This window comes from Streptosporangium amethystogenes subsp. fukuiense, from assembly GCF_042665875.1.
Classification (GTDB): Bacteria; Actinomycetota; Actinomycetes; order Streptosporangiales; family Streptosporangiaceae; genus Streptosporangium; species Streptosporangium fukuiense.
This window is the reverse complement of the sequence record NZ_JBHTEE010000001.1, coordinates 7,731,024-7,753,679: the sequence shown is the minus strand read 5'-3', so window position 1 is coordinate 7,753,679 and position 22,656 is coordinate 7,731,024. Positions and strand designations below refer to the sequence as shown.

General features: G+C 65.4%; 28 protein-coding genes and 8 tRNA genes. 16 read left to right on the top strand and 20 right to left on the bottom strand.

The features are described 5' to 3' along the window. Positions 1–55: 55 nt before the first annotated feature. Positions 56–505: a carboxymuconolactone decarboxylase family protein gene (locus ACFQVD_RS34470; RefSeq protein ID WP_138720058.1), complete on the bottom strand. Its 450-nt coding sequence runs from the start codon at positions 503–505 to the stop codon at positions 56–58. Between the two features lie 175 nt (positions 506–680). Between ACFQVD_RS34470 and ACFQVD_RS34465 the strand changes: the two genes are divergently transcribed. Both ACFQVD_RS34465 and ACFQVD_RS34460 read left to right on the top strand, forming a co-directional pair. Further along, on the top strand, positions 681–1,694 hold the full coding sequence (locus ACFQVD_RS34465; RefSeq protein ID WP_343963308.1) for a helix-turn-helix transcriptional regulator: 1,014 nt from the start codon (positions 681–683) through the stop codon (positions 1,692–1,694). Between the two features lie 155 nt (positions 1,695–1,849). Further along, complete coding sequence (locus ACFQVD_RS34460; RefSeq protein WP_343963307.1) at positions 1,850–2,452, top strand: recombinase family protein; 603 nt, start codon at positions 1,850–1,852, stop codon at positions 2,450–2,452. A gap of 262 nt (positions 2,453–2,714) precedes the next feature. Here ACFQVD_RS34460 and ACFQVD_RS34455 read toward each other — a convergent pair. The 3 genes from ACFQVD_RS34455 to ACFQVD_RS34445 all read right to left on the bottom strand — a co-directional run bounded on the left by ACFQVD_RS34455 (position 2,715) and on the right by ACFQVD_RS34445 (position 3,536). Next, positions 2,715–2,783: transfer RNA gene (locus tag ACFQVD_RS34455), tRNA-Phe, on the bottom strand. 109 nt (positions 2,784–2,892) lie between these two features. Next, complete coding sequence (locus tag ACFQVD_RS34450) at positions 2,893–3,300, bottom strand: PIN domain-containing protein (RefSeq protein ID WP_343963305.1); 408 nt, start codon at positions 3,298–3,300, stop codon at positions 2,893–2,895. Then, a complete protein-coding gene (locus ACFQVD_RS34445; protein ID WP_343963304.1) occupies positions 3,285–3,536 on the bottom strand; it encodes a type II toxin-antitoxin system Phd/YefM family antitoxin in 252 nt (83 codons plus the stop codon). Before ACFQVD_RS34445 ends, ACFQVD_RS34450 begins: the two co-directional genes overlap by 16 nt. Before the next feature lie 139 nt (positions 3,537–3,675). Between ACFQVD_RS34445 and ACFQVD_RS34440 the strand changes: the two genes are divergently transcribed. Further along, positions 3,676–3,837 (top strand): hypothetical protein, encoded by a 162-nt coding sequence (locus ACFQVD_RS34440; RefSeq protein ID WP_343963303.1) that lies wholly within the window; start codon positions 3,676–3,678, stop codon positions 3,835–3,837. A gap of 418 nt (positions 3,838–4,255) precedes the next feature. Here the strand turns inward: ACFQVD_RS34440 and ACFQVD_RS34435 are convergent. Further along, positions 4,256–4,321: transfer RNA gene (locus tag ACFQVD_RS34435), tRNA-Phe, on the bottom strand. Positions 4,322–4,438: 117 nt separating this feature from the next. Then, positions 4,439–4,648, bottom strand: coding sequence for a hypothetical protein (locus ACFQVD_RS34430; RefSeq protein ID WP_343963302.1), 210 nt, complete (start codon positions 4,646–4,648; stop codon positions 4,439–4,441). Positions 4,649–4,677: 29 nt separating this feature from the next. Here ACFQVD_RS34430 and ACFQVD_RS34425 point away from each other — a divergent pair, with 29 nt between their 5' ends. From ACFQVD_RS34425 to ACFQVD_RS34410, 4 genes are all read left to right on the top strand, one after another. Further along, positions 4,678–4,893: a multicopper oxidase domain-containing protein gene (locus tag ACFQVD_RS34425; protein ID WP_343963301.1), complete on the top strand. Its 216-nt coding sequence runs from the start codon at positions 4,678–4,680 to the stop codon at positions 4,891–4,893. A 150-nt stretch (positions 4,894–5,043) separates the two neighbouring features. Continuing rightward, on the top strand, positions 5,044–6,288 hold the full coding sequence (locus ACFQVD_RS34420; protein WP_343963300.1) for a mannosyltransferase family protein: 1,245 nt from the start codon (positions 5,044–5,046) through the stop codon (positions 6,286–6,288). Positions 6,289–6,397: 109 nt separating this feature from the next. Then, the gene (locus tag ACFQVD_RS34415; RefSeq protein WP_343963298.1) at positions 6,398–6,736 is read left to right on the top strand and encodes a hypothetical protein; all 339 of its coding nucleotides are present in this window, start codon (positions 6,398–6,400) and stop codon (positions 6,734–6,736) included. Between the two features lie 61 nt (positions 6,737–6,797). Further along, entirely contained in the window at positions 6,798–6,950 is a 153-nt protein-coding gene (locus ACFQVD_RS34410) for a hypothetical protein (RefSeq protein WP_343963297.1), read from the top strand. Between the two features lie 405 nt (positions 6,951–7,355). Here ACFQVD_RS34410 and ACFQVD_RS34405 read toward each other — a convergent pair. From ACFQVD_RS34405 to ACFQVD_RS34395, 3 genes are all read right to left on the bottom strand, one after another. Beyond that, positions 7,356–7,421, bottom strand: a tRNA-Phe gene (locus tag ACFQVD_RS34405). Positions 7,422–7,784: 363 nt separating this feature from the next. Beyond that, on the bottom strand, positions 7,785–9,071 hold the full coding sequence (locus tag ACFQVD_RS34400; RefSeq protein ID WP_343963295.1) for an alpha/beta hydrolase family protein: 1,287 nt from the start codon (positions 9,069–9,071) through the stop codon (positions 7,785–7,787). 215 nt (positions 9,072–9,286) lie between these two features. Beyond that, complete coding sequence (locus ACFQVD_RS34395; protein WP_343963293.1) at positions 9,287–9,523, bottom strand: hypothetical protein; 237 nt, start codon at positions 9,521–9,523, stop codon at positions 9,287–9,289. 90 nt (positions 9,524–9,613) lie between these two features. Between ACFQVD_RS34395 and ACFQVD_RS34390 the strand changes: the two genes are divergently transcribed. After that, positions 9,614–10,729, top strand: a complete 1,116-nt coding sequence (locus ACFQVD_RS34390; protein ID WP_343963292.1) for a sensor histidine kinase — start codon at positions 9,614–9,616, stop codon at positions 10,727–10,729. After that, positions 10,726–11,406 carry a response regulator transcription factor gene (locus ACFQVD_RS34385; RefSeq protein ID WP_343963290.1) on the top strand — a complete coding sequence of 227 codons (681 nt, stop codon included), beginning with the start codon at positions 10,726–10,728 and terminating at the stop codon, positions 11,404–11,406. The genes ACFQVD_RS34390 and ACFQVD_RS34385 overlap by 4 nt, the downstream gene beginning before the upstream one ends. A gap of 287 nt (positions 11,407–11,693) precedes the next feature. On the opposite strand, the gene ACFQVD_RS34380 is transcribed toward ACFQVD_RS34385, so the two are convergent. From ACFQVD_RS34380 to ACFQVD_RS34365, 4 genes are all read right to left on the bottom strand, one after another. Continuing rightward, positions 11,694–11,763: transfer RNA gene (locus ACFQVD_RS34380), tRNA-Phe, on the bottom strand. Between the two features lie 238 nt (positions 11,764–12,001). After that, a complete protein-coding gene (locus ACFQVD_RS34375) occupies positions 12,002–12,262 on the bottom strand; it encodes a Txe/YoeB family addiction module toxin (RefSeq protein WP_343963289.1) in 261 nt (86 codons plus the stop codon). Beyond that, positions 12,259–12,552, bottom strand: coding sequence for a type II toxin-antitoxin system Phd/YefM family antitoxin (locus tag ACFQVD_RS34370; RefSeq protein WP_343963288.1), 294 nt, complete (start codon positions 12,550–12,552; stop codon positions 12,259–12,261). Before ACFQVD_RS34370 ends, ACFQVD_RS34375 begins: the two co-directional genes overlap by 4 nt. A gap of 230 nt (positions 12,553–12,782) precedes the next feature. Then, positions 12,783–12,846: transfer RNA gene (locus ACFQVD_RS34365), tRNA-Phe, on the bottom strand. A gap of 166 nt (positions 12,847–13,012) precedes the next feature. Here ACFQVD_RS34365 and ACFQVD_RS34360 point away from each other — a divergent pair. Both ACFQVD_RS34360 and ACFQVD_RS34355 read left to right on the top strand, forming a co-directional pair. Next, on the top strand, positions 13,013–13,909 hold the full coding sequence (locus ACFQVD_RS34360; protein WP_343963287.1) for a hypothetical protein: 897 nt from the start codon (positions 13,013–13,015) through the stop codon (positions 13,907–13,909). Between the two features lie 387 nt (positions 13,910–14,296). Then, on the top strand, positions 14,297–15,226 hold the full coding sequence (locus ACFQVD_RS34355; RefSeq protein WP_343963285.1) for a restriction endonuclease: 930 nt from the start codon (positions 14,297–14,299) through the stop codon (positions 15,224–15,226). On the opposite strand, the gene ACFQVD_RS34350 is transcribed toward ACFQVD_RS34355, so the two are convergent. From ACFQVD_RS34350 to ACFQVD_RS34340, 3 genes are all read right to left on the bottom strand, one after another. Next, complete coding sequence (locus ACFQVD_RS34350) at positions 15,199–15,528, bottom strand: hypothetical protein (RefSeq protein WP_343963284.1); 330 nt, start codon at positions 15,526–15,528, stop codon at positions 15,199–15,201. The two genes, ACFQVD_RS34355 and ACFQVD_RS34350, sit on opposite strands and share 28 nt — an antisense overlap. Positions 15,529–16,072: 544 nt before the next feature. Continuing rightward, entirely contained in the window at positions 16,073–16,210 is a 138-nt protein-coding gene (locus ACFQVD_RS34345) for a hypothetical protein (RefSeq protein ID WP_343963283.1), read from the bottom strand. Positions 16,211–16,541: 331 nt separating this feature from the next. Next, the gene (locus ACFQVD_RS34340; RefSeq protein ID WP_343963282.1) at positions 16,542–16,946 is read right to left on the bottom strand and encodes an ATP-binding protein; all 405 of its coding nucleotides are present in this window, start codon (positions 16,944–16,946) and stop codon (positions 16,542–16,544) included. 155 nt (positions 16,947–17,101) lie between these two features. Here ACFQVD_RS34340 and ACFQVD_RS34335 point away from each other — a divergent pair, with 155 nt between their 5' ends. Genes ACFQVD_RS34335 through ACFQVD_RS34320 form a run of 4 tightly spaced genes read left to right on the top strand, consistent with a single transcriptional unit; the run spans position 17,102 to position 19,620 of the window. Then, positions 17,102–17,410 (top strand): putative quinol monooxygenase, encoded by a 309-nt coding sequence (locus ACFQVD_RS34335; protein WP_343963281.1) that lies wholly within the window; start codon positions 17,102–17,104, stop codon positions 17,408–17,410. A gap of 20 nt (positions 17,411–17,430) precedes the next feature. Continuing rightward, positions 17,431–18,609, top strand: coding sequence for a helix-turn-helix domain-containing protein (locus ACFQVD_RS34330; RefSeq protein ID WP_343963314.1), 1,179 nt, complete (start codon positions 17,431–17,433; stop codon positions 18,607–18,609). A 55-nt stretch (positions 18,610–18,664) separates the two neighbouring features. After that, the gene (locus ACFQVD_RS34325; protein ID WP_343963280.1) at positions 18,665–19,222 is read left to right on the top strand and encodes a hypothetical protein; all 558 of its coding nucleotides are present in this window, start codon (positions 18,665–18,667) and stop codon (positions 19,220–19,222) included. A 53-nt stretch (positions 19,223–19,275) separates the two neighbouring features. Next, positions 19,276–19,620 (top strand): tyrosine-type recombinase/integrase, encoded by a 345-nt coding sequence (locus ACFQVD_RS34320; RefSeq protein ID WP_343963278.1) that lies wholly within the window; start codon positions 19,276–19,278, stop codon positions 19,618–19,620. 599 nt (positions 19,621–20,219) lie between these two features. Here the strand turns inward: ACFQVD_RS34320 and ACFQVD_RS34315 are convergent. The 4 genes from ACFQVD_RS34315 to ACFQVD_RS34300 all read right to left on the bottom strand — a co-directional run bounded on the left by ACFQVD_RS34315 (position 20,220) and on the right by ACFQVD_RS34300 (position 22,182). Beyond that, a tRNA-Phe gene (locus ACFQVD_RS34315) sits at positions 20,220–20,293 on the bottom strand. 28 nt (positions 20,294–20,321) lie between these two features. Next, positions 20,322–20,396: transfer RNA gene (locus tag ACFQVD_RS34310), tRNA-Asp, on the bottom strand. A 106-nt stretch (positions 20,397–20,502) separates the two neighbouring features. Beyond that, positions 20,503–20,575, bottom strand: a tRNA-Glu gene (locus ACFQVD_RS34305). Between the two features lie 92 nt (positions 20,576–20,667). Next, positions 20,668–22,182, bottom strand: a complete 1,515-nt coding sequence (locus ACFQVD_RS34300) for a metallophosphoesterase family protein (protein WP_343963277.1) — start codon at positions 22,180–22,182, stop codon at positions 20,668–20,670. Positions 22,183–22,226: 44 nt separating this feature from the next. On the opposite strand from ACFQVD_RS34300, the gene ACFQVD_RS34295 reads away from it, so the two are divergent. After that, the gene (locus tag ACFQVD_RS34295; RefSeq protein ID WP_343963276.1) at positions 22,227–22,568 is read left to right on the top strand and encodes a metallopeptidase family protein; all 342 of its coding nucleotides are present in this window, start codon (positions 22,227–22,229) and stop codon (positions 22,566–22,568) included. The last annotated feature ends 88 nt before the right edge of the window (positions 22,569–22,656 follow it).

Genomic DNA, 22,656 nt, shown 5'->3' with positions numbered 1-22,656 from the left:
ACGTCCTTCGCCACGTCGCCACCGCGGCCTCTGGACGGATGACGCCCGCCCGCCTTCACCAGGTCTTGCCGGCCTGCTCCCGGATCGTGTGGTTGATCCGGTTGAAGAAGTTGGTGATTGCGATGTTCAGGATGATCGCGGACATCTGGTTCTCGTCGAAGTGGGTGGCAGCACCGTCCCAGATCTCGTCGGTCACGCCCGGCGCGCCGTCCTGGATCCGGGTGGCGGCCTCGGTCAGCGCGAGCGCTGCCCGCTCCTCCTCGGTGAAGAACGGGGTCTCGCGCCAGGTGACCACGTTGTGCAGCCGCTCCTCGGTCTCTCCATGCTTCTTCGCCGACTGGACGCCGGCGAACACACACGGGCTGCAGCCGTTGATCTGGCTGGCCCGCAGATGGACCAGCTCGAGCACGAGCGGGTCGACGCCACCGGCGTGAATCGCCTTGTGGAGATGCTGGATCGCTGTGATCACGTCGGGATTCGCCACGCTCTTCATGCGTGCTTCCATGGGTCCTGCCCCTCGTCGGTTACGTGCGCCCATCCGGGCCCGTCATCTACCGCACCTTGGCGGAGGTCATCGTCGTCGTAATGGACTTTTCGGCCGAGGAGTTCTCGGTCATGCCGGCGACGTTACGGTATGACCCGGTCAGAAACGGTCCTGGTTATCGAGCAGACTGTTAGCCGTGGTCAACACCTCGGCGCGGCTGCTGCGGCTGCTGTCTTTGCTGTCAACGCGATCGTCCTGGACGTGCGCTGATCTTTCCGCCCAGCTGGAGATCACCGAACGGACGGTTCGCCGGGACATCGCCCGGCTACGTGAACTCGGCTACGGCATCGAATCGGAGATGGGCCCATGGGGCGGCTACCACCTCGGGCCCGGAACCAGCATTCCGCCACTGATCCTTGACGAGGAGGAGGCCCTCGCGGTCGCTGTCGGGCTGCGCACCGCCGCCTTCAGCGGAGTCTCCGGCAGCGACCAGGCAGCCCTGTCGGCGCTGCTGAAACTACGCCAGGTGCTGCCGGCCAGGATCGCCGACCGGCTCGGCGAGCTGGACGCCGCATTCACCCACACCGCACGACCCGACGACAGCCAGATCTCCCCCGCGCTGCTGCTCGACCTGGCCACCGCGTGCCGGCGAGGCGAACGCACCCAGTTGACCTACCGCGACCGGGCCGGAACGACGTCCACCCGCCGAGTGGACCCCTACCGGCTCATCTACACCGGCCGCCGCTGGTATCTCCTCGCCTACGACCTGACGCGGCAGGACTGGCGCACCTTCCGTACCGATCGCATCATCGATGCCACAGCCACCGGGCAGGCCACTGCCCTGCCCGACCCGCCAGATCCAGCACAGATGGTCAGCACGGGCATCGCGCTGAGGCCCTACCCGGTGCGGGTGACCATCCGCCTGGCCGTACCGGCCGATGAGGCCCGCAGGCTGGTACCACTAACGGTCGGCGTCCACCACCCGGACGGCGATGACGCCACGATCATCGACATCGGCGGGCCAGATGCCGACGGCCTGGCCCGCTACCTGCTCAGCCTCGGCCGACCACTCCAGATACTGCACCCAGAAGAGGTCCGCCAGGCATTCCTCACCCGCACACAACAACTCCTCAAGGACAACCAGTGGCACAAACACCCGCCGATAGCTGACACGGCTACATGCAGTGACGGATGTTGCCAACCACCATGAAGTGCGACTGCAATCTTGACTGTCTCAATCGAGGTTCGCTCAACGAGACACGCCGCACTGCCGGTCCGCGAAGACGCGACCTGCGGAAACGCTGTCTCAGATAGATGGTCCGCGAAACTGTCCGGTGATGGGGGGCTAAACGGTACGTTTTCGGGGTGGGAGAACTGATCGGCTACGCCAGATGCTCGACCGTCCTGCAAGATCTCACCGCCCAACGCGAGATCCTCACCGGTCTCGGCGTCGCGGGCGACCGGATCTATCTCGACAAGGGACTCACCGGAACCAACCGCGCCCGCCCCGGCCTCGACCAGGCCTTCGCGGCCGTACGCGCCGGTGACACCCTGGTGGTCCCCAAGCTCGACCGGCTCGCACGCTCGGTCCCCGACGCCCGCGACATTGGCGACACCCTGGTCGCCCGGGGTGTCCGCCTGTCTCTGGGCGGGAGCATCTACGACCCCGCCGACCCTATGTCGAAGATGTTCTTCAACATGCTGGCCGTGTTCGCAGAGTTCGAAGCCGACCTGCTGAAGATGCGCACCCGCGAGGGCATGGCCATCGCCCGCTCCCGCGGCAAGCTCAAGGGCAAACAGCCCAAGCTCACCGCCCGTCAGCAAGCCGAGCTGGTGCGGATGCATGCCACCGGCGACTACACCATCGCCGATCTCATGGAGGTCTTCTCCATCGGTCGCGCCACCGTCTACCGCGTCCTCGACCGCACCAAGACGACGGGGCCGACGGATGCTGAGATTCCGCGTTAGCGCAGGTCAGCGATATCCGTTGGTTTTTCGGCCAGGACTACCGGGACCCCATATCGTGCCTGAAGCGGCGACCATCCTGCTCCTGCAAGCGAAGCGGCATTGTGTTGTCCGTCCTGCTCACATTCTCATGATCCTGCGTTTGGGCGGGATCATCCAGGACGCGAAAAACCTGGGATTTGAAGCAGCGGAGACGTTGCTGTCATCAGAGATCAAAAAGCCCCGAACGATAATCGCTCGGGGCGTTTGTGCTGCTCAGTTGCTGTGGTCAGGGGCGGGGTCGAACCGCCGACCTTCCGCTCTTCAGGCGGACCGATCACCCTGCTCCTCTCGACGGCCACGAGGTCAGAAGGCCGTGGACGGCTGCCGACGCCCCTACCACCGACGAACTTGATGAAGCAGTTGACCATGGTGAACGTTGCCGTCAAGATCGCCGTCGGCGTTCAGCGGGGAACGACCTGCGCCCGGACGCCGGGCAGGTCGTCGAACGCGGCGGACGAATCCATCGTGATCAGGATTCTGGCGGTGGCGGCCGCCGTCGCGGCGATCAGCAGATCGTACGCTCCCCGTGTCTTTCCCGACCGGCGCACATGCGCCAGAAGACGAGCGTGAACCCTGGCGACGTCCACCGTGTACTCCTCGACCGGAATCAACGCCAGAACCTCATCCACGAAAGCCTGCCGTCCGGGACGGCGCGCCTCATCTGCCAGCTCCACACCGACGAGCAGCTCGGCCACGGTGATCGCGGCGACCGCCACATCGTCGGCATCCCCGATCACCGCGTCCACGGAGGCCCTGCCCCGCTCCGCCGCGATCAATACGCCGGTGTCCAGGATCAGGCGTCGGGCCACGTGCTCCTCATCTCGTCGTCGGCAGCCTCCCGGGCCGCCGCGACATCGGCCTCGAAATCGGCGTCCAGCGTCCCCGCAGCTCTGGCCAGGAAGGCTTTGACCATACGTCCCGGCGCCGTGGGCGCGGGACCGATCACCGCGATCCGCTTACCTCCCCGGGTGACCACGATCGTCTCCCCTCGCTCCGCCTCGTCCAGAACGACCGCGAAGCTTCGAGATGCCTCAGTAGCAGTCATCACCTTCATGAAATCAGACTATCTGATTTTGAACGGGGACCCGTTGATCGTTCTTACCGGCCATCGGACATCCTGGATCATAGATGAACGGGGCGCGCGACTTTTTCCGTATCCGCAAGGTCGCCGGCCTCGGGGACATGTGCTTTCACGATCTCCGGCACACCTGCGTTGCCCTGCTGCCCAACCTCGGCGTCCCGCCCAGGTCATCCGCGACATCGAGGTGACCATGACCATCTACGCCCACATCTCCCTCGACGACAAGCGCAACGCTCTTGGCAGGCTGGGCGGCGCCCTCGGCTGACATCGCACGCACACAAATGAAATGTCCCGGAGGTCACCTCCGGGACACTTCATTTCCGCCCTCGTTAACAGCGCCACTTTTCGCAATGGCGATGCCTGGTCGGCTCTGGTTCCTCACCGCGCAGCAATGTGAGTCGTACCCGCTGCCGGGCCTTGCGCTCCGCCAGGTTGGCATCCTCACCGATACCCGAATAGGACCCGCCCATATCGTGCCTGAAGCGGCGACCATCCTGCTCCTGCAAGCGAAGCGGCATTGTGTTGTCCGTCCTGCTCACATTCTCATGATCCGGCGTTTGGGCGGGATCGTCCAGGACACGAAAAACCTGGGATTTGAAGCAGCGGAGACGTTGCTGTCACTGAAGATCAAAAAAAGGCCCCGAACGATAATCGCTCGGGGCGTTTGTGCTGCTCAGTTGCTGTGGTCAGGGGCGGGGTCGAACCGCCGACCTTCCGCTCTTCAGACGGAGCGATCACCCTGCCCCGCTCGACGGCCACGAGGCCAGAAGGCTGTAGACGGCTGCCAACGTGTGCTCGCGGTGGCCGATGTTGTCGTCAACCCTCACGTTCCAGAACCGAGATCGGACGAACACCCCTCCCCGGCATCAGCACAGATTGCCCCCACTGGGGCCGGAATCGACCTGCAACAAGTAGTCATCGCTGTCCTTCTCCTCCGGCCTGTCGGAGTACCACACAGACAGGTAGACATTCCGACTGTTGATGACCTTGGCGAGGCAGACCTGCGTCACACCCTCCTCCGGCTTCGGCACCGGCGTTTGCTTCCAGCCGTCCTTCGACTGCGACAGCACCGGCAAGGCCAGCGACCACCAGCACCACGACAATCATGGGCGCCCCCGGCGGCCTGCAGGTCGTACACGATCTGCCGCCAGACACCTTCGACGTACGGCCCGGCGAGGTGTGGGCGGTGGCGTTCCGCGCGGCCAATCCCGGCGTGTGGATGAACCACTGCCACAACCTCGCGCACGCCGACCAGGGGATGGCCCTGCATCTGCGGTACGAGGGCGTGACATCCCCCTTCCACGGCGGGCACGGCGGCTAGCACCGCGTGGAAGTTTCACGGCGGGGCGGGGCGTCCCGCCACCGGGCGGAAGTGGTCTTCGCAGGAGACGAGCGGGGACGGGCCGACACGGAAGGATCATGCTGCGGGCAACCGGTTGCCCGGATTTTGCGGCTATATAAGGATTCTCGCGTGACTGATCGCGCGCCCAGCGGGCCGGTGGAGATCACGGAGCCGGAACCGGCCGACGCGGAACCCGGCGCACGTCCCGCCGAGACCTCCAGCAAGACGACCGGCGAGTCAACCGGTGAGGTGGCCGGGCGGCGGTGGGTGCCCAGGTTCCTGACCGACCCCGGCGACCGGCTGGCCCTGCTCCTCTGGGCGCTGTCGCACGTCGGTGTGCTGATCTACGCCTACCTGGCCGGCCCTGGCCGGACCACCGACCCCTTCCTCAACCGGTTCACCCGCTGGGACGCCGAGAACTTCATCGCCATCGCCCAGTTCGGCTACGACGGCCCCCCGGGCATGCAGGACGCCGGGAAGCTGCCGGCGTTCTTCCCCGGCATGGCGATACTGATCAGGGTGATGCGGCCGGTCATCGAAGACGGCCGGCTGGCCACGATGATCATCTCGCTGGTGGCCAGCGCGGTGCTCGCGGTGGCACTGTCGCGGCTCGCCGAGACGTACGCGGCAGGCAGCGGCCGGTACGCGGTGGCGGCGCTGTTCCTCAGCCCGTTCGCCGTGTTCCTGTACTCCGGCTACTCGGAGGCGCTGTTCCTCGCCCTGGCCGTCTCGGCGTGGCTGCTCGCCAGGAACGGCCGCTGGGAGGACGCCGCGCTGTGCGCCACCGGAGCCGCCACGGTGCGCATCTCCGGCCTGTTCCTGGCCTTCGGGCTGCTCGTCATGTTCCTGGTGGCGGAGAACGGCCGCAAACGCCCGGGCGGGTGGCGCCTGCTGCCCTGGCTCGCGCTCCCCGGTGTGCCGCTCGTGCTGTACAGCGTCTACCAGTGGACCCGCACCGGCGACTGGCTGGCCTACAACTCGGTGCAGGACCGGTTCTGGGGCCGGCACGCCGTCTGGCCGTGGGAGGCGCTCGCCAACACCTGGAGCATGTCCGACGACGTCGCCTCGCTCACCACGTCCTACTACGAGGAGATCATCTCGGCCGCGGTGCTGCTGGTGCTGGCCGGCTGCCTCGCGGTACGGCGCAAGTGGCCGGAGTTCGCGTACATCATCCCCCAGGTGCTGTCCTTCCTCACCCTGTCGTCGTTCTACATGTCGATCGGCCGGGGGTCGCTGACCTGGTTCCCCCTGTGGATCGCCATCGGCGTCGCGGGGGTGCGAAGACCCTGGGTGTGGCTGGTGAGCATGGCCATCATGATCCCGGTCATGGCGATCAACACCGGGAACTTCACCACCGGCGCGTGGATCGGCTGACACCGCCCGCGCCCGGCGGTCCACCGGCGTGCGTCAGGGCGGGCGCGGGGCGGCGGGTGCCGTCAGGGCCAGGAGGAGTCCTGCTCGGGGTCGCCACCTCCGTCATCCGATGGCAAGGGAACCCGTACCGCAGGGCCGCCAGGCCCGCCTGCGGCGCGGGGATCTCCTCGGGCTCCGCTGGGTGGACCTCGACCTCGACGGCGCGAAACTCGAAGTGATCCAGACCCTCCAGCGGGTCGGGGGTCGTCTTCAGTTCGTCCGCCCCAAGACCAATGACTCCGAACGGACTGTCCCGATTCCCTCGATCTGCGTCGAGACACTTCGGGAGCACCGTAGGCGACAGTTCGCCGAACGCTCCGACCGCTGGCAGGACTGGGAGGAACACGGCCTCGTCTTTCCGTCTCGGCGTGGAACGCCTCTGGAGCCGGACAACCTCCGGCGAAGCTGAGAAGCGATCCGCAAGGCCGCCGGCCTCGGGGACATGCGCTTTCACGATCTCCGTCCCCTGCGTGACCCTGCTACTCAACCTCGGCGCGCCGCCCCAGGTCGTCCGCGACATCGTCGACCACAGCGACATCGAGGTGACCATGACGATCTACGCCCACGTCTCCCTCGACGACAAGCGCAACGCTCTCGGCAAGCTCGGCGATGCCCTCGGCTGACATCGCACGTACGTGGATGAAGCGTCCCGGAGGTGACCTCCGGGACGCTTCATTTAATAGCGCCACTTTTCGCAATGGCGATGTCTGGTCGGCTCTGGTTCCTCACCGCGCAGCAATGTGGGTCGTACCCGCTGCCGGGCCTTGCGCTCCGCCAGGTTGGCATCCTCACCGATACCCGAATAGGAGCCGCCCATATCGTGCCTGTAGCGGCGACCATCCTGCTCCTGCAAGCGAAGCCGCATTGTGTTGTCCGTCCTGCTCACATTCTCATGATCCGGCGTTTGGGCGGGATCATCCAGGACGCGAAAAACCTGGGATTTGAAGCAGCGGAGACGTTGCTGTCATTGAAGATCAAAAAAGCCCCGAACGATAATCGCTCGGGGCGTTTGTGCTGCTCAGTTGCTGTGGTCAGGGGCGGGGTCGAACCGCCGACCTTCCGCTCTTCAGGCGGAGCGATCACCCTGCCCCGCTCGACGAACACGGAGCCAGAAGGCGGTGGACGGCTGCCAACGTGTGCTCACGGTGGCCGACGTTGTCGTCAGCGTCGTCGTCAACTCTCACCGCACCTCAGCCGGTGGTCACGGACCGACGACGCATGATCGCTTAAGGCGGTGGTGTTACATGCGACTGCCGTACACCACGTAACTGGACGCAACCTTGAACCCCGACGTGAACAAGCGGCGAGGATGTCTCTTCTTCCCATGCTCTCCAAGATGGACATCCTTCCGGGGGCGAACCCCTGATCTTAGATGTCCGTCAAACCAGGTTAAGCCCAGGTCCGACGCGGCGGGCGATCCGCTGTCTCTTCGGCCCGGGCCCGCACCGGGCAACGTCCTACTGGCAGGTTTTCGTCTCGGGCGAGCAGCGCTTGACCTCGGGGTAGCGGGTCGACGGCTTGTCCAGCAGGGGTTGGGGCTGCTTACGCAGGTGCAGGTCGAAGAAGGCCGCGACGTACCTGCGGGTGATGTCCATGGCGCGGCTACCGGCTATGTCGGCGCCGAGGTCGATGCCGATCTGGTCGGCCAGCACGCCCAGGTCGGTGAAGGACGTGTGCTCCGCTCCGGTCACCAGGAGCCAGCGCTTCCAGCCGTTCAGCTGCTTCCAGTCGCGCTCCCAGCTGGCGGCCGACTCTCCCTTCCCCGGGGTGTAGGTGGCCGGCTTGCCCAGGAACAGGAACGGCCGCGCCAGTCCGCTGTCCGGGATCCGGACCTCTGTGGTGCCGTCGATGTCGATGCCGGCGCGTATCCGGGAGTCCTTGAGCATGGCCGCGATAGTGCTCGCTCCTCCGACGGAGTGGCCGGCCATCGCGATCCTGGATGCGTCGATCAGGCGGGCGCCCTTCCATTTCGAGTGCGACCCGGTCAGCTGGTCGAGCACGAAGGAGACGTCGGCTGCCCGGCTCTTCGCCAGTTTCTCCCACCACGCCGGATTCTTCTCGATCCCGCATGTGACGCAGGTGGCCACCCGTCCGTCGGGGAAGGTGGTGGCGACGTTCTCGTAGGTGTGGTCGATCGCGACCACCACATAGCCTCGGCTGGCCAGATCCTCGGCCAGCCCCGTGAGTTCGGTCCGGGGCTTGGTGTGGCCGGGGGAGAGCACGACGAGGGGTAGACCGTGCTTACGACCTGCCGGGGTGGCGTCGGTGAAGGCATTGGTCCGCGTCTTGCTCAGCGTGTCGGCCGGCACGCTGGTGATCTCCCCGCTCTTCAGCAGAAGCTCGGATTCCTTGGGGGTCATGTACGGGGCCTGCTTACGGCCCGGCGACGTGGCCGGATACCACAGGGAGACCATGAGCTCCCGGGCTTTCACCGAAGGGACCCAGGGGTCGGGGCGGGAGGTGTCTTTCAGGTACAGGGACGTGGTGCCGACCGGATGCGAGCCGGTCGGCTTGGGCAGGTAGGGCGTGCTGCTCGAGGTCGGCGAAAGGCCGGACGAAGCAGGCGCGGACTGCGCGGACGCGGCCGATGTGGTCGATGTGGCCGCCACGAAGGCGAGCAGCCCTGCGGCGACCACACCGCCGCGCCGGAAGATGCCCCGCTTGGTGGCCCCGGCGGTACGTACCGGGGCACCCACGCCGCCGTACCGCCTGCCCGTGTCCACCGCCCCTGTCGCATGACCCATGAACATGTCCGTCCTTCTGATCGAAACGGCCGCTTGGGCGGGAGATCCCGCAGCGGCCTGATGGCAGGAACGAGGCTAGAAGCGGCTGATGTCCACGCGCGTCGGCCGTCGTACCTATATCGGATACCTCCGGGGAACGACCCGCCCGCGGTGTCATCCCTGCGATGTACTCCCAGCGGACACCGCCGTGGTCACTGCGGACGATGTGCGGCGAGTCACGCGAACGCGACAATATGCCGGTGGCAGCAGACGAACGACGGCTTTGGCGACGGTATGTGCAGGACATATTGCGGCCGGAACCGCGAACCGCCCGTCCGTCGCGCAGGGCTCTCGCCGCCGACGTACTGCTCGCGGTCCTCCTGACCGTCATCGCGCTGCTGGCGGTGGGGGGACTCCCCGGCCCGGTTCATCACGTCGACGTGCGGTCGGACCCTCTGATCGAGTTGCTGCAACTGCGGCCTTCTTCGGTGGCTCCGACCCCTCCAGAGGCTCCGCCCCCTCCAAAAGCCCCATCTCCTCCAGAAGCCCCGTCCCCTCCTGTGTTGCCGGACGCGAGCATCGGCGTCCAGCCGCTCACCCCTGCGCGGATCAACCTGCCGTACGACGCCGTCTCCGATGGGTACGAGCCGCCCGTGCTCCTGGTGGTACTGACCGCCTTGCCGCTGGCGGCCCGGCGCAGGTATCCGCTCACCACCTTCTGGGTGGTGGTGTCCGCGACGCTGGCCATGAACGGCGGTGAGACGTGGATCACCGTGCTGACCTGCGCGATCGCCGGCTACAGTGCCATCGCCCACAGCCGCAACCGGGTGCCCGCGGTAACCGGCCTCCTGCTCGCGGCCGTGCTCGCCGGCGCCGTGGACCGAGATGTCGCGTCCGGCCTCCCCAGTCTCCCCAGTTGGCTGGGGCCTTACATCGTCCTGCTGAGCGCCGGGGTCTGCGCGAGCATCATCCGCTTCTTGCGGCGGAGCCGGGATCGGCTCACCGAACTTCAGCAGGCCCAGGAGGAAGCCATGCGGAAGGCAGTCGAGGCCGAGCGTTCCCGGATCGCCGCCGAACTCCACGACGTGGTGACCCACAATGTGAGTGTGATGGTGATCCAGGCGGGCGCGGCGCGCAAGGTGATGGACGCCGAGCCGGAACTGTCCAAGCAGGCACTGCTCGCGATCGAAAGCAGCGGTCGAGCCGCCATGGCCGAACTGCGCAACGTCATGGGCCTGCTTGCCGGACCGGAAGGCGGGCGCGTGGACGGCCGGGACGACGGGCTCGAACCGCAACCCGGACTCGACCAACTCGACGGCCTCGTCGAGCGGGTACGCGCCGCGGGGGTGTCGGTGGACGTCGCACTCTCGCCGCCGAGCCCCCTGCCCGACGGGATCGGCCTCACTGTCTACCGCGTCGTGCAGGAGGCTCTGACCAACACGATGAAGCACGCGGTCGGCGCGGCGGCGTTCGTCGCGATCGGCCACAGCGGCGACCAGCTGGAGATCGAGGTCACCGACACCGGCGGCGCGCCGGGCCCCCAGTCGCGGGCCGGCAACGGCCGCGGACTGATCGGACTCCGTGAGCGGCTGGCCGTCTACGGCGGAACCCTGGTCACCGGACCCAGAACCGGGGGCGGGTATCGGATCACGGCCCGCATTCCGTGGACCGCCGTATGAGCGGGCCGCTGCGCGCGGTCATCGCCGACGACCAGACGCTGGTCCGCACCGGGTTTCGGATGATCCTCTCCGCCGACGGCATCGAGGTGGTGGCGGAGGCGGCCGACGGGGCCGAAGCGGTCGCCGCCGTGCGGGGCACCAGGCCGGACGTCGTGCTCATGGACATCCGGATGCCGCGGATGGACGGCATCGAAGCCACCCGCCAGATCATGAGCGGTGGAGCGAACGAGACCCGCGTCGTCATCCTGACCACCTACGATCTCGACCGCTACGTCTACGCCGCCCTCACCGCCGGCGCCAGCGGCTTCCTGCTCAAAGACATCAGCCCTGAGCACCTGGTGGCCGCGGTACGTCTGGTGCGCTCCGGCGACGCCCTGCTCGCACCGACCATCACGCGCCGCCTCATCGAGCGTTTCGCACCCCGGGACGAGGCGAAGGCCGATCTCCACCGCGATCTGTCCGAACTGACGCCCCGAGAACTGGAAGTGCTACGCCTGCTCGCCACCGGCCTGAGCAACGCCGAACTCGCCGACCGGCTGACTCTCAGCGCGACGACGGTGAAAACCCACGTCGCCCGCATCCTGTCCAAACTCGGCCTCCGCGACCGTGTCCAGGCCGTCGTACTGGCCTACGAAACCGGATTGATCTCCCCAGGCGGCCCATCGGGAACCGGCTGACCGGCCATCGTGTCTGAAGATTCTGAACATCGGCGAGCCGATCGCGTGATGCGGTACTGATCATCAAAACGCGGGGCCGAGGTCGGCGTCCCCAGTGTTGTCGCCCGACGGTCGGCCAGTAATCGGTCGTCAAAGGCGACGCGGTGACGAACCACCCTAACCGCAGCTTCCCCTCGTGGCGTTGCTCTCGGTCGTCACCATCGCCAGGAAAGGAGACCTTTGCCGTCACTGGAAATCAAAAGCCCCGAACGATATTCGCTCGGGGCGTTTGTGCTGCTCAGTTGCTGTGGTCAGGGGCGGGGTCGAACCGCCGGCCTTCCGCTTTTCCGGCGGGACAACTGCCCTGCTCGGCTGACCGAGGCCATGGTCAGTCGCATGTGGACGGTGACGCAGATGTGCTGGTGTGTGGGCATGTTGCTGCCAGTGCTGCTGTCACATCAGCGCAGGTCACCCCGCGCCGGACCGTCCATCGTGCCCCGGGGTCGATCGCCCTGGCCACAGCCCGTGAGTGACAGGCATCTCCCGCAAGAGGGGCGCCGCAGGCTTCCCGCTCTGAACCGAAGCGGGATGCCGGGGTTCGCCGGCCGGGCGGATGCTACTTCTCGTAGTGATAGCGACAGGCGGCGATCATGATGGTGTCGTCGTTGACGCGGTAGACGAGCCGTTGTTCTGAAGTAATGCGCCGGGACCAGTAGCCGGACCATTCGTACTTCAGCGGCTCTGGTTTGCCGATGCCTTCGTTCTCGTTTCGGGCTATGTCGGCGATCAGCTGATTGATCCTTTTGAGGATCCGTCGATCTTCTCGCTGCCAGTAGCAGTAGTCATCCCAGGCAAGCTCGTCGAAGAGGACCTTCACGAGGTGGTGTCCTCATCGGCCAGTTCGCGGACGGTGCCGCCGCCAGCCTCCAGGCGGGCGACCGCCTCCGACAGACGTCGGCGGTTGGCAGGCGAGGCCATGAGGTAGAGCGTCTCGCGCATCGATTCGTATTCATGTTGCGACACCATGACGACGCCTTCCCCGCCAGGGCGGGTGATGAGGACTTCTTCCTGGTCATCGATGACAGCGTCGAGGGTGGCGGCGTAGTTGGCCCGCGATTCGGACATGGTCATCACCTTCATGCCTTCAGTGTACATGATGATGTACATCAAAGATGTTGCAGTGGGTCCGCACGCGGGCACGCGCAGAACTCAGGCCGTTGCATAAAGATACGAATGAGATGGAGGATTGCCGGCTACCTCAAGGGCTCAGAGGTTGGCATAGACAAGCACTTCCGTTATCTCCGAGAGATGGCCGAAGACTGGTGATGTTGCTGTCATAGGAGATCAAAAAGCCCCGAACGATGATCGTTCGGGGCGTCTTTCCTGCTCGGTTGCTGTGGTCAGGGGCGGGGTCGAACCGCCGACCTTCCGCTTTTCAGGCGGAGCGATCACCCTGGTCGGGTAGCGGAGACCATGGTCAGAGGGTGGTGGACGGTAGCCGAAGTGAGTCCGTGTGTGGGGACGTTGCTGTCAGCGCTGCTGTCACCGCTCTTGCGGGATCATGACCTTCGTTCGCTATTGTCGCTCGAGTCGATCTACTGGCAGGCGGGGAAACGGAGAGGCCGTCGTGGCGGAGGCATCTCATGGGGAGACGCGCCTCCCTGCGGAGGCACTCCGCGTCGGGGCGGTCCTGGCCGCTTCCGGGCCGGTCATCCTGAAGACCTCCAGGATCAGCGCGGCAGAGCTGAACGTCGGGATCTGCTGGGGAACCGACTCCGTCGCTCCCTTCCTCATGACGACGAGCCAGTGGTGGCAACTGCTGTCGTGGGGCGAACTCCTGCTGCCGGTGGTCCTGACCGGTCTCCTGCTGCGCGCCTCGCCACGGACCACAAGCCTGGGAATCGCGGCGATCGGTGCCGTCCTCGTGTTCCGGCTGTTCGCGATCTCCCTCCCGCCCGGTACCCACCCCCTCACCGACCGGTCCCTTCCCGTCGATGAGCCTTGGCCGTCGATAGTCTGCTACACCGTGGCCATCGTCGCGCTGCTTGTGGCGGCACGTTCGCCCCTGTCTCCGGCGCGGAAGGGAGCCGTGCTCTGGGCGGCGGCCATCGTGGCGGCTGCGTGGACGGTCGGCTGGTTCTCTCTTCCGACCGGTGAGTCCACCTCCTTCGGTTGGTTCGCCTACACACCGCCGGCGGAACTGCTGTGGAAGCAACCCGGGGCGTGGTCCTGCAAGGCCGACGTGGACGGCGTGCTGATCGTGCTCATCGCCTTGGCCGCGGCGGCCGGCGGCGTCATGGCGGGCCGGACGCGGCGCCGAGTCGCACTAGGGATCGGTGCGTTCCTTCTCCTCGCCACCTTCGAGGGGTTCGTGGCGGTTCTCATCGTCGCGGGCGGCGAACACCTCGCGGATGCGACCATGATGATCCGATGGCACCTCCTGGCCGCAGCGGCGCTCGTCATCGCAACCACTTTCCGGGATCGAACATCAGCGACTGACTCTGAAAAACCTAACCCGCTGTAGAGGCAGACCAGGGAACGATGGAGGCCCCTTCATTACGAGTGAGGACACGATCGTCGAGAAGCCGGAGCAGGTACGCGAGATGCTCACTCACGTGACGCTCCCCCAGTGGGGCGTTGGCGACCACATGTTCGCCGCGCGTACCGCAGCACTGGACCGTGATCTCGTATATCCGACGCCAGGTTTGCGGGTACCCTCCGAACTCTCGCAGCCGCCAGCAGCGGTCCTCTCCAATCGCCTCTTTCATGCCACTCAAGGGGATCAAATATACGAAACGGATACCCCAATCGGTTCGGCCTATGTAAGATCGGTAGCCTTCAGTAAAGGGGAGGGTGCGTGACTGGGAGCCACAATGCCGTCTGGCAGGCTTTGTTTGCGACTCTTGACGCTATGCCTGACAACAGTAGCAGCGCCGATAAGCAGCGTCGGGGCAACCAGTTCGAGCAAGTGCTCTACATGATGTTCGCAGCAGCTGGCATGCAGCCGAGAACCCGATACAGGCCGACAGGAGAAGAGATCGACGGCTCTTTTCTTCATCATGGCAGGCCAACGCTGCTTGAAGCCAAGTGGACCAGAGACCCCGTTCCCGCATCGACGCTCTACCAATTCCGCGGCAAAGTCGACGGGAAGTTGATCGGAACGCTTGGGGTGTTCATTAGCATGGCTGGGTACTCAAATGATGCAGTCGATGCTCTTGTGGCGGGCAAGACCTTGAATCTAATCCTGTTCGATGGCAGCGACATGCGTAAGGTAGCCCGGCCTAACGGAGTCGGAATCGAGAAAGCGCTCAACTTCAAGCTCCGGGCAGCTGCAGAAGAAGGAACACCTTACGTTCCTTTGCCAGATCCAGCCGCCCAAACTCTGACATCACAAAAGCTGATTGTTATCGTTGAAGGCCACTATGATGCGCGTATCATTTCCATTCTGGCGCGTAAGTATTACGCCGAAAAAATGATCTCGGTTATTCCCGCGATGGGGCGACTCAATCTTCCGCTTGTAGCGCAAGTGCAGCTCAATCATTTTCCCGAAGCCAAAGAAATAGTGATCATCGCTGATGGTGACGGTATGCCAGCAGAGGTCCGACTCGATCTGGAACGAGCTATTTCCCCTGCCGTCACTACCCAAGGACCAAGGATTACACTCGTTATCCTTGAACCAGATCTTGAAACTGCCCTCGGACTTATTCTGCCGGGAGAGCGTCGGCGCCCAGAGCCGCCGAAGGTTGCTGAGCGACTCCTAGAACTCGATCTATGGCGGCTCGCTGAGTCCAATCCAGAGCTTGCGCGGTTGTTTCACGCACTGAAATTACTGGAAGATTGAGCGGACATGGTTGGATGCGTAAGTCCGTAGAGGGCTTCGGGGCGGCAGTAGACAAGGTGGGACATGCGCTTGCGGTGCTGACTCCACAGGGCGTCTACCGAATCCGGCGGCCCGAAGTACTCGCGGACCCTGGTGAAGAACACTTCACAATACGGATGAACTGACCGGTCCAGCTCGATCAACCACTCCACCGTTTCATCCCCGAGATCACACTTTTCGGCGAACTCTGCAACCCACCTTCGGGACGCCTGGTCTGGGTCGATGAGGGTGTTGCCCAGGTCGAAGAGCGCAAGCCGTTGCACAGCCGCACATCCTATGGGGCCTAGTCTCTGGCACCAGCGGGGTGCGCATGCCAGCCCCGGTCGCGCGGTGGGCCGGGGTGAGGAACGAGCCCTGGACCTTCGATCGCCCTTAACCTCGTGCGGTGGCCAGCCACAGCGCGATCGGAACCTTTATCGGTGTGATGGCCCACCCCTAGCTCAGCCAGGACGGCGGGAACTTGCTGGGAAGCCGTACGACCAGGGGGATGTTCTCGGCATGCCGTAGTCGAGAGATCTCCGTGACGGTGTCCGGCGGGACAGGTGACAGGTGGCCAGCGCCCAGTTGGCATGACGAGGACCATAGGGAGCGACTCTCGCTGTCTTATTGGCGGCTTCTGCTGGCCCTCGGGTGCGCGGGGCGGTGCGTGCCCGGACCGGCCGAAGAGCCGCAGCCGGGCACGCTTGCCGCCCGGCGGGCCGCGCAGCGGGCCGCCTTTAAAGACGTAGAGAAAGTTCTCATCCGGAGTAAGCGGACTTTGATGATCTTGAGCGCATAGCGGCTGTCACGATGCCCTCACCTGGTACTTCACTGGTTGCCGTTGAGCGGGCCGCCGTGGTCGCGGGGCAAGCCGACGAACACCAGGGCTACCTCGATCTCGCCGATACGCCGTGGACCCAACCCCCAGATCTGATCGAGCTGGCGCGTGCGCAGCAGCGTGATCACGTCTGCGACCGTATCGGGCCGGTCGAATGAAGCTCCGCAAGCTTGGGTGAGCGGGTTGTATGTCCTGGCGGACAGCACGGGCTTGAGGCACTCGATCGGGCAGGCCAGTGTGATCACATGAGAGGTAAGAGTCATCGCCGCGGTTGAGGTCTGGTCATGGGGCGGCGTGACTGGAAGCTCTCAACACGAGTCGCGAGTTCCTCGGCGGTGTCGGCGGTGAGCGTGGTCGTACGGCCTTGGAGGGCGAACCACCGGTGTGCGAAAGGGTTGTAGAGGAACGCCCAGGCGGGGAACCGCTCGCGGAGAGCGTGTAGCGCTGGGGGCGTGGTGCTCATGGAGCGGGCGGGGGTAGTTCGACCCAGACCGTTCGGCCGGCGGCGTCGCCCTTGAATCCCCATGCGGTGGCGAGAGCCGTCACAAGGTAGAGCCCTCGGCCGCCTTCGCGGTTGGGGGTGGGGAGGCCGAACACGGCGGGGCCGCCCTGGTCTGCGATCTCTATGTAGGCGGTGCCGTCGGGGTTGCGCTTGACGGTGGTGGTGAAGAGTCCGCCCGGTTGTCCTGTGCGCGTGTGCTCGACGGCGTTGGTCGCGAGTTCGCTGATGATGAGCTCGGCGTCCAGGTGATCGGGAAGGTGGGTCTTCACGAAGAGGCGGGCCGCGCGTACCTGTTCCTTCTCTCCCAGGAAGGTTCGGTGCCATCTTCCAGCGCCTTCACGGCTGTCTGGGGGTGGGGTCATCGTCGGCTCACCTCGCGATCAAGCAGGTCAGGGGCACTCACCATGTGACTGATACTTAAAGTACGAGTACCATACTTATAGTGCAAGCCACTTGGGGTACTTGCGTCGCACAATAAGTACTGATCTCGTAGAGGCTCCGACGAAGGAGGGCACCCATGTTCGGTCTGATGGTCCGATTCACCTGTAAGGACGAGGCAACCGCCGAGGCGTTCGATCAGCTGGTCGGCGAGACCATCGAGAAGATCCGCGACGGTGAGCCGGGAACGCTGGTGTACGCCTCACACCGGGTCGACGGCCAGCCGCTCCAGCGGATCTTCTACGAGCTCTACCGGGACCGGGCGGCCTTCGACACCCACGAGGAGCAGGAGCATACCCGGCGGTTCCTGGGCGCTCGGGAAGAGCTGCTGTCCTCGGTCGAGGTCGACTGGTTGACCCTTCAGAGCGGTAAGGGAACGGCGGGGTAAGCACCGAGTATCAGAGAGCCCTGGGGCGACGTATCGCCCAGGAACGCAAGCGGCGTGGCCTGTCACAGCCGGAGCTGGCGCGGCTGGTCGATCGGTCGGTGGCGTGGATCTCGCAGGTGGAGCGCGGGGTTCGCAAGGTCGATCGCATGTCGGTCCTGGAGAAGGTCGCCGAGGCTCTCGACATACCGCTCTCAGAGCTGGCCGCGGAGGCGCCGGTGGTCGCCGCCTCCGCCGAGGAGATTCCGGGAACGGCCGGTCTGCGCCTGGTGCTGTCGGGGGCTCACTCCCTGCGGGCCATGCTGCACTCGGCCCCCGTCCCGGCCACGTCGGAGATCAAGCCGCGGGTCGATCGAGCCTGGGAGCTGACACACGAGAGCCGGTACGTGGAGCTGGCCGACCTACTGCGAGGGCTGGTGCCCGCGTTGGAGTCGGCTGCTCGATCGGCTCCCGAGGAGCGGCGGGCGGAGCTGTTCGAGCTGCTCGCGGTGACCTACCAGGCGTGCTCGGCCACGCTCGCCAAGCTCGGTGAGCCCGAGGCCGCGTGGATCGCCGCCGATCGTGCGATCGTCGCCGCGGAACGGGCGGGCAACCCGCTGATGATGGCGGCCGGCGCTTTCCGGCTCGGCTTCGTCTTCCTGGGCGCGCGCCACTTCGACCAGGTGGAGGAGACGGCTCGCACGGCTGCCGAGGCTCTGTGGTTCATGGTCGATGCGGGCAAGCCCGAGGCCATGTCGCTGTGGGGTGGTCTTACCTTGCAGCGGGCCGTGGCCGCTTCCCGGCTGAACGAGGCGGACACCGCGTACCAGCACCTGGCGCGGGCTCGTGAGGTCGCGGAGCGGCTGGAAGAGGGACGCAACGACTACAACACCGAGTTCGGTCCGGCCAACGTCGCGCTTCACGAGGTGGCGGTGGCGGTCGAGCTGGGAGACGCCGGGCACGCGCTCCGGGTCGGGGCAGCGCTGGACACCTCGACGCTCTCGAACGAACGGCGTGCTCGACTCCAGGTGGACCTCGCCCGCGCGCATGCCCAACGCCGCCAGATCGACCAAGCCGTATCCGCGCTGCTGGCGGCCGAAGCCATCACCCCGGAGCAGATACGGAACCACCGCACCACTCACCAGTTGGTGTCCGACCTGCTGACCATGCAGGATCCGCCCTCACCCGAGCTACGAGGACTTGCCGATCGAGTGGGGGCGTGACCAACCTGTCTACGCCGACTGTTGGTACTGCTCGGCTGATCGCTAGGGCGGCGCCATGATCACCGAGCCGCCCGGATGGCCGTTGATCACGGCGTTCTCGTTCGCGGCGTTCGTGTGCCTGTGGTGGGCCAGCGCGCCGTACCTGTACGTCGAACTATTCCTTTGGGTGTTCTTCGCGAGTGGCGCGCTCTTCCTGCTGTGGATCATCCGGGCCATCCCGGCGCTTCTGGCCGACATCAACGCGATGGAGGCGAACCTGCTCCGTTGGTTGATGCCATGGATCATTGCCGGCTGTACCGCTTTGGCGATCACCGCCGATATCCCCTTCCAGGTACGGTTCACGTTGTCAAAGTCCGCCCTGGCCGACCATGCCCAGGCCGTGGCCCGGAGCGGCACCTCCTCCCACGAGTGCCGACTGGTGGGTCTTTATCCGGTCTGCTGGTCAGCGGCTACGCCCGATGGCGGAGCCCAGTTCAGCATCGATGACTGGCAGATACGCACGTCGGCGGGTTTCGCATGGAACCCGACGGGCCAGATGTCCGAGGACGGCTTGGAGCGGCTCGATCCGATCTCCGGCCCCTGGTACGCATGGTCGGGCTGGGACCAGTGGTGATCGCCCGGCCTTGCCTACGGGACCAGATGTGCGTGGTTCTTCCCTCTATCCGTGTGGAAGCACTTCGGGCGCACTGCAAGCAGCAGTTCACCGAACGCTCCGACTGCCGGGAGGGGCACGGCCTGGTCTTCCCGTCCCGGCTCGGGACGCCCATGGAGCCGGACAACCTCCGGCGGAGCTGGGGAGCGATCCGCAAGGTCGCCGGCCTCGGGGACATGCGCTTTCACGACCTCCGCCACACCTGCGTGACCCTGCTGCTCAACCTCGGTGTCCCGCCCCAGGTCGTCCGCGACATCGTCGGCCACAGCGACATCGAGGTAACCATGACCATCTACGCCCACGTCTCCCTCCACGACAAGCGCAACGCCCTCGGCAAATTAGGGGATGCGCTCGGCTGAAACCCAATTCCTAGATCGCCTTGGCCACTTTGGTCAGGGCGATCTTCGTTTGTCGGGAGGATCTCTCAGAAGTTCGGCGTATACCAAGATTCGGCATGCTCCGCTGCTTTAGCCTGGGACGGCTACACCTGTGGGACAGCAGTCCACACCTCTTCCTCGTCGATCTGTGTCGGATGCCGTGTTTTGGCCCCGACAACGAGAGGAGGTGATGTATGTGACCGCAAAGCACCGACGTCCACAAAAATCGTGGGCGTGGGTGTGGCCCGTCCTAGACGCCGCGACAAGGTTGGCGCCGTTGGCGGCGGCTCTACTAGCTCTTATGAGCTAGTGGACGGGCCCTTCCCTTCGTAGCTACGCCCGGCTCGGCTACCAACCGAGTCGGGCCAGCTCACCGCGCTGATAGCGGTTTTGCTAGCAACAGCAGCCCTGCTTCCGACTTGCAAGACTTAGCGTAGCCCGGACATAAGAGGTTGGCAGCGATTCCTATATCAGCGTCATAGCAAGCCAAGGATCGACGTTGCTGTCAGCGTTGCTGTCACTGGAGATCAAAAAAGCCCCGAACGATATTCGCTCGGGGCGTTTGTGCTGCTCAGCTAGTGTGGTCAGGGGCGGGGTCGAACCGCCGACCTTCCGCTTTTCAGGCGGACGCTCGTACCGACTGAGCTACCTGACCTTGGTGGTGGATCGAACACCTACCTGAGCGGTCCTGACGGGACTTGAACCCGCGACCTCCACCTTGACAGGGTGGCGAGCACTCCAAACTGCTCTACAGGACCTTGCTTGGCTGGGGCTTTTGTCCCCGGCCTTTCTGGCTTTGCCAGCCTACCAGTTCTTCGGAGGTCTTCGACCTTCCGTTTCCCTGGCGAGCCTTGGCTCTGCCGGTGCCCCCAACGGGATTCGAACCCGTGTCGCCGCCTTGAAAGGGCGGTGTCCTAGGCCACTAGACGATGGGGGCTCGGGACTCGCGTCCCGTTCCTTCGCCGTGCTCCGCTGGAGACCTCTGAAGCATAGGGGACTTTTGCCCCGTTGCCAAAGCGGCTTTCCGGCCTACGGCGTCGGTGTGACGGTGATGGACCCCGTTGGAGACGGGGCGATCGTCGGCACAGGAGAAATTGTACGGCCAGGCTCGGTCTCAACGTGACGCTGGATCTGAACCGACTGCTCACCGAGCCCTCCCAGGGTGATGTCGTCCCAGGCCCGCAGGCGGTGCGTGTCGGCGTCGAAGTACAGGACCGAGGCCGCGACGGGGGTGGGCTCGTCGTGTTCGAGGGCTCGCAGCCCGGCGCCGCCGGTGGATCCCTGGACCAGGAGGCGGCTGCCGGAGGGCAGCAGTTCGGTGGATCGCTCGTGCGAGTGGCCGGTGAGGATCATCGGGGCCGCGCCGGAGAATCCCTTGGCGATCGTCGGGTCGTGGACGGCGATCAGGTCGACCTGCTTGGGGAGCCGGGCCAGCCTGGCGGCGTGGGAGCGGCCCAGCGCGTCGAGGGATTCGAGGTTGGAGTCGACGGAGACGGACTTGTCGGGGGTGAACCTGGGGTCGCCCAGGCCGTAGATGCGCAGCCCCGCCACGGTCTTGGCCGAGTCGTCGAGGACGACCGCGCCCTTCTGCCTGCGTACGGCCCGCTGGGTGGTCATGGAGTCGTGGTTGCCCCTGACGAAGACGTACGGGACGCCGAAGGTGCCGATCTCCTCGACGAACTTGTCCTCGGGGCCGGTGCCGTGGTCGGTCAGGTCGCCGGTGTCGATGATCGCGTCGATCTTGAACTGGGTGGTGATCGAGCGGATGAGGTTCCAGGCGATGGGGCTGAGATGGATGTCGGAGACGTGCAGTATCCGGATCGAGGTGGGGTCGGCGTCGTAGACCGGCAGCGCGGAGACGACGTCGTAGAGCTGGGAGACGTTGTTGACGAGCTTGGCGAGCTGGACCCGGTAGGACTCGAACCTGGTCACGATCGACTCGGCGTCGCCGACCAGTGTCGGTGCGTTGGCCAGCAGGCCGGTGTACTTGGGCTCCACCACGGAGTCCGGCCGGAAGGTCAGGGCGACGGCGGCGCCCGTGCCGGCGATCGCGACGGCGACGGCGAGCGTGCCCGCGAGGGCGGGTCCTGGGCGGCGGAAGACGATCAGAGAGGTGACCAGGGCCCCCGCCAGGCCGCAGAAGGCGGCGCGCATGATCAGCGTTCTGACCCCGTTGCCCAGTTCCTCCTCCAGGAGCGCCGGGAGCCGGTCCGCGGAGAACCTCGGGTCGTCCAGGAACCCGCGCGCCCGGTCGGGATTGATGTTCTCCAGGGTCACCCGGAGGCCGACCGGGGCGTTGTGCGTGTCGAACAGAAGTGTGCCGAAAGGGTGAGCGTCCAGCACGGTCTCCCCGGTCCACGAGGGCTCGGCGGACATGCCGAGCTCCACCGGACCGACATTGGACCGTACGGCCCCGCCGAGCATGATGCCGAGCCACGCACCCGCCAGTGCGACGGCCGTGACGGCCGTACCGCGGGCGATCCGCCTGCCCGCGCGACCGGTGGCGAGCCGGCGGGTCCTCTGGGTCCAATCAGCGAATTTCATGGGCCTCCACCTCGCCCCGGGAGCGCCGGGGCAGAATGACAGGTGTGATCGAGATCTCGCGGGAGAAGTTCGAGGAGCTCGTGGCCGAGGCTCTGGACACCATCCCCCCCGCGCTGACGAAAATGATGGACAACGTGGTGCTCGTCGTCGTCGACGACCCACCCGAGCCAGATCTTCTAGGTCTTTACACCGGCATTCCCCTCACCGAACGTGGCGGCTGGTACGCAGGAGTGTTACCCGACCGGATCGAGATCTACCGCAGGCCGATCTGCTCGATCTGCGAGACCGAGGAGCAGGTCATCGAGGAAGTGCAGATAACGGTCGTGCACGAAATCGCCCACCATTTCGGCATCGACGATGACCGGCTGCACGAGCTGGGCTGGTAACTAGCCCTGCACAACACATCAAAACCGCCGTTCCTGAAATATCACAGCTTATCATTACGGTTTGCATGCGCTTGATTGCTTTCGGTTG

Excerpts from the sequence above, each read along its gene's own strand:
- ACFQVD_RS34300 (WP_343963277.1), bottom strand. The coding sequence starts at position 22,182 with ATGAAATTCGCTGATTGGACCCAGAGGACCCGCCGGCTCGCCACCGGT.
- ACFQVD_RS34340 (WP_343963282.1), bottom strand. The coding sequence starts at position 16,946 with ATGACCCCACCCCCAGACAGCCGTGAAGGCGCTGGAAGATGGCACCGA.
- ACFQVD_RS34335 (WP_343963281.1), top strand. The coding sequence starts at position 17,102 with ATGTTCGGTCTGATGGTCCGATTCACCTGTAAGGACGAGGCAACCGCC.
- ACFQVD_RS34370 (WP_343963288.1), bottom strand. The coding sequence starts at position 12,552 with ATGTACATCATCATGTACACTGAAGGCATGAAGGTGATGACCATGTCC.
- ACFQVD_RS34470 (WP_138720058.1), bottom strand. The coding sequence starts at position 505 with ATGGAAGCACGCATGAAGAGCGTGGCGAATCCCGACGTGATCACAGCG.
- ACFQVD_RS34425 (WP_343963301.1), top strand. The coding sequence starts at position 4,678 with ATGGGCGCCCCCGGCGGCCTGCAGGTCGTACACGATCTGCCGCCAGAC.
- ACFQVD_RS34445 (WP_343963304.1), bottom strand. The coding sequence starts at position 3,536 with ATGACTGCTACTGAGGCATCTCGAAGCTTCGCGGTCGTTCTGGACGAG.
- ACFQVD_RS34325 (WP_343963280.1), top strand. The coding sequence starts at position 18,665 with ATGATCACCGAGCCGCCCGGATGGCCGTTGATCACGGCGTTCTCGTTC.
- ACFQVD_RS34355 (WP_343963285.1), top strand. The coding sequence starts at position 14,297 with ATGCCTGACAACAGTAGCAGCGCCGATAAGCAGCGTCGGGGCAACCAG.
- ACFQVD_RS34400 (WP_343963295.1), bottom strand. The coding sequence starts at position 9,071 with ATGGGTCATGCGACAGGGGCGGTGGACACGGGCAGGCGGTACGGCGGC.
- ACFQVD_RS34385 (WP_343963290.1), top strand. The coding sequence starts at position 10,726 with ATGAGCGGGCCGCTGCGCGCGGTCATCGCCGACGACCAGACGCTGGTC.
- ACFQVD_RS34415 (WP_343963298.1), top strand. The coding sequence starts at position 6,398 with ATGGCAAGGGAACCCGTACCGCAGGGCCGCCAGGCCCGCCTGCGGCGC.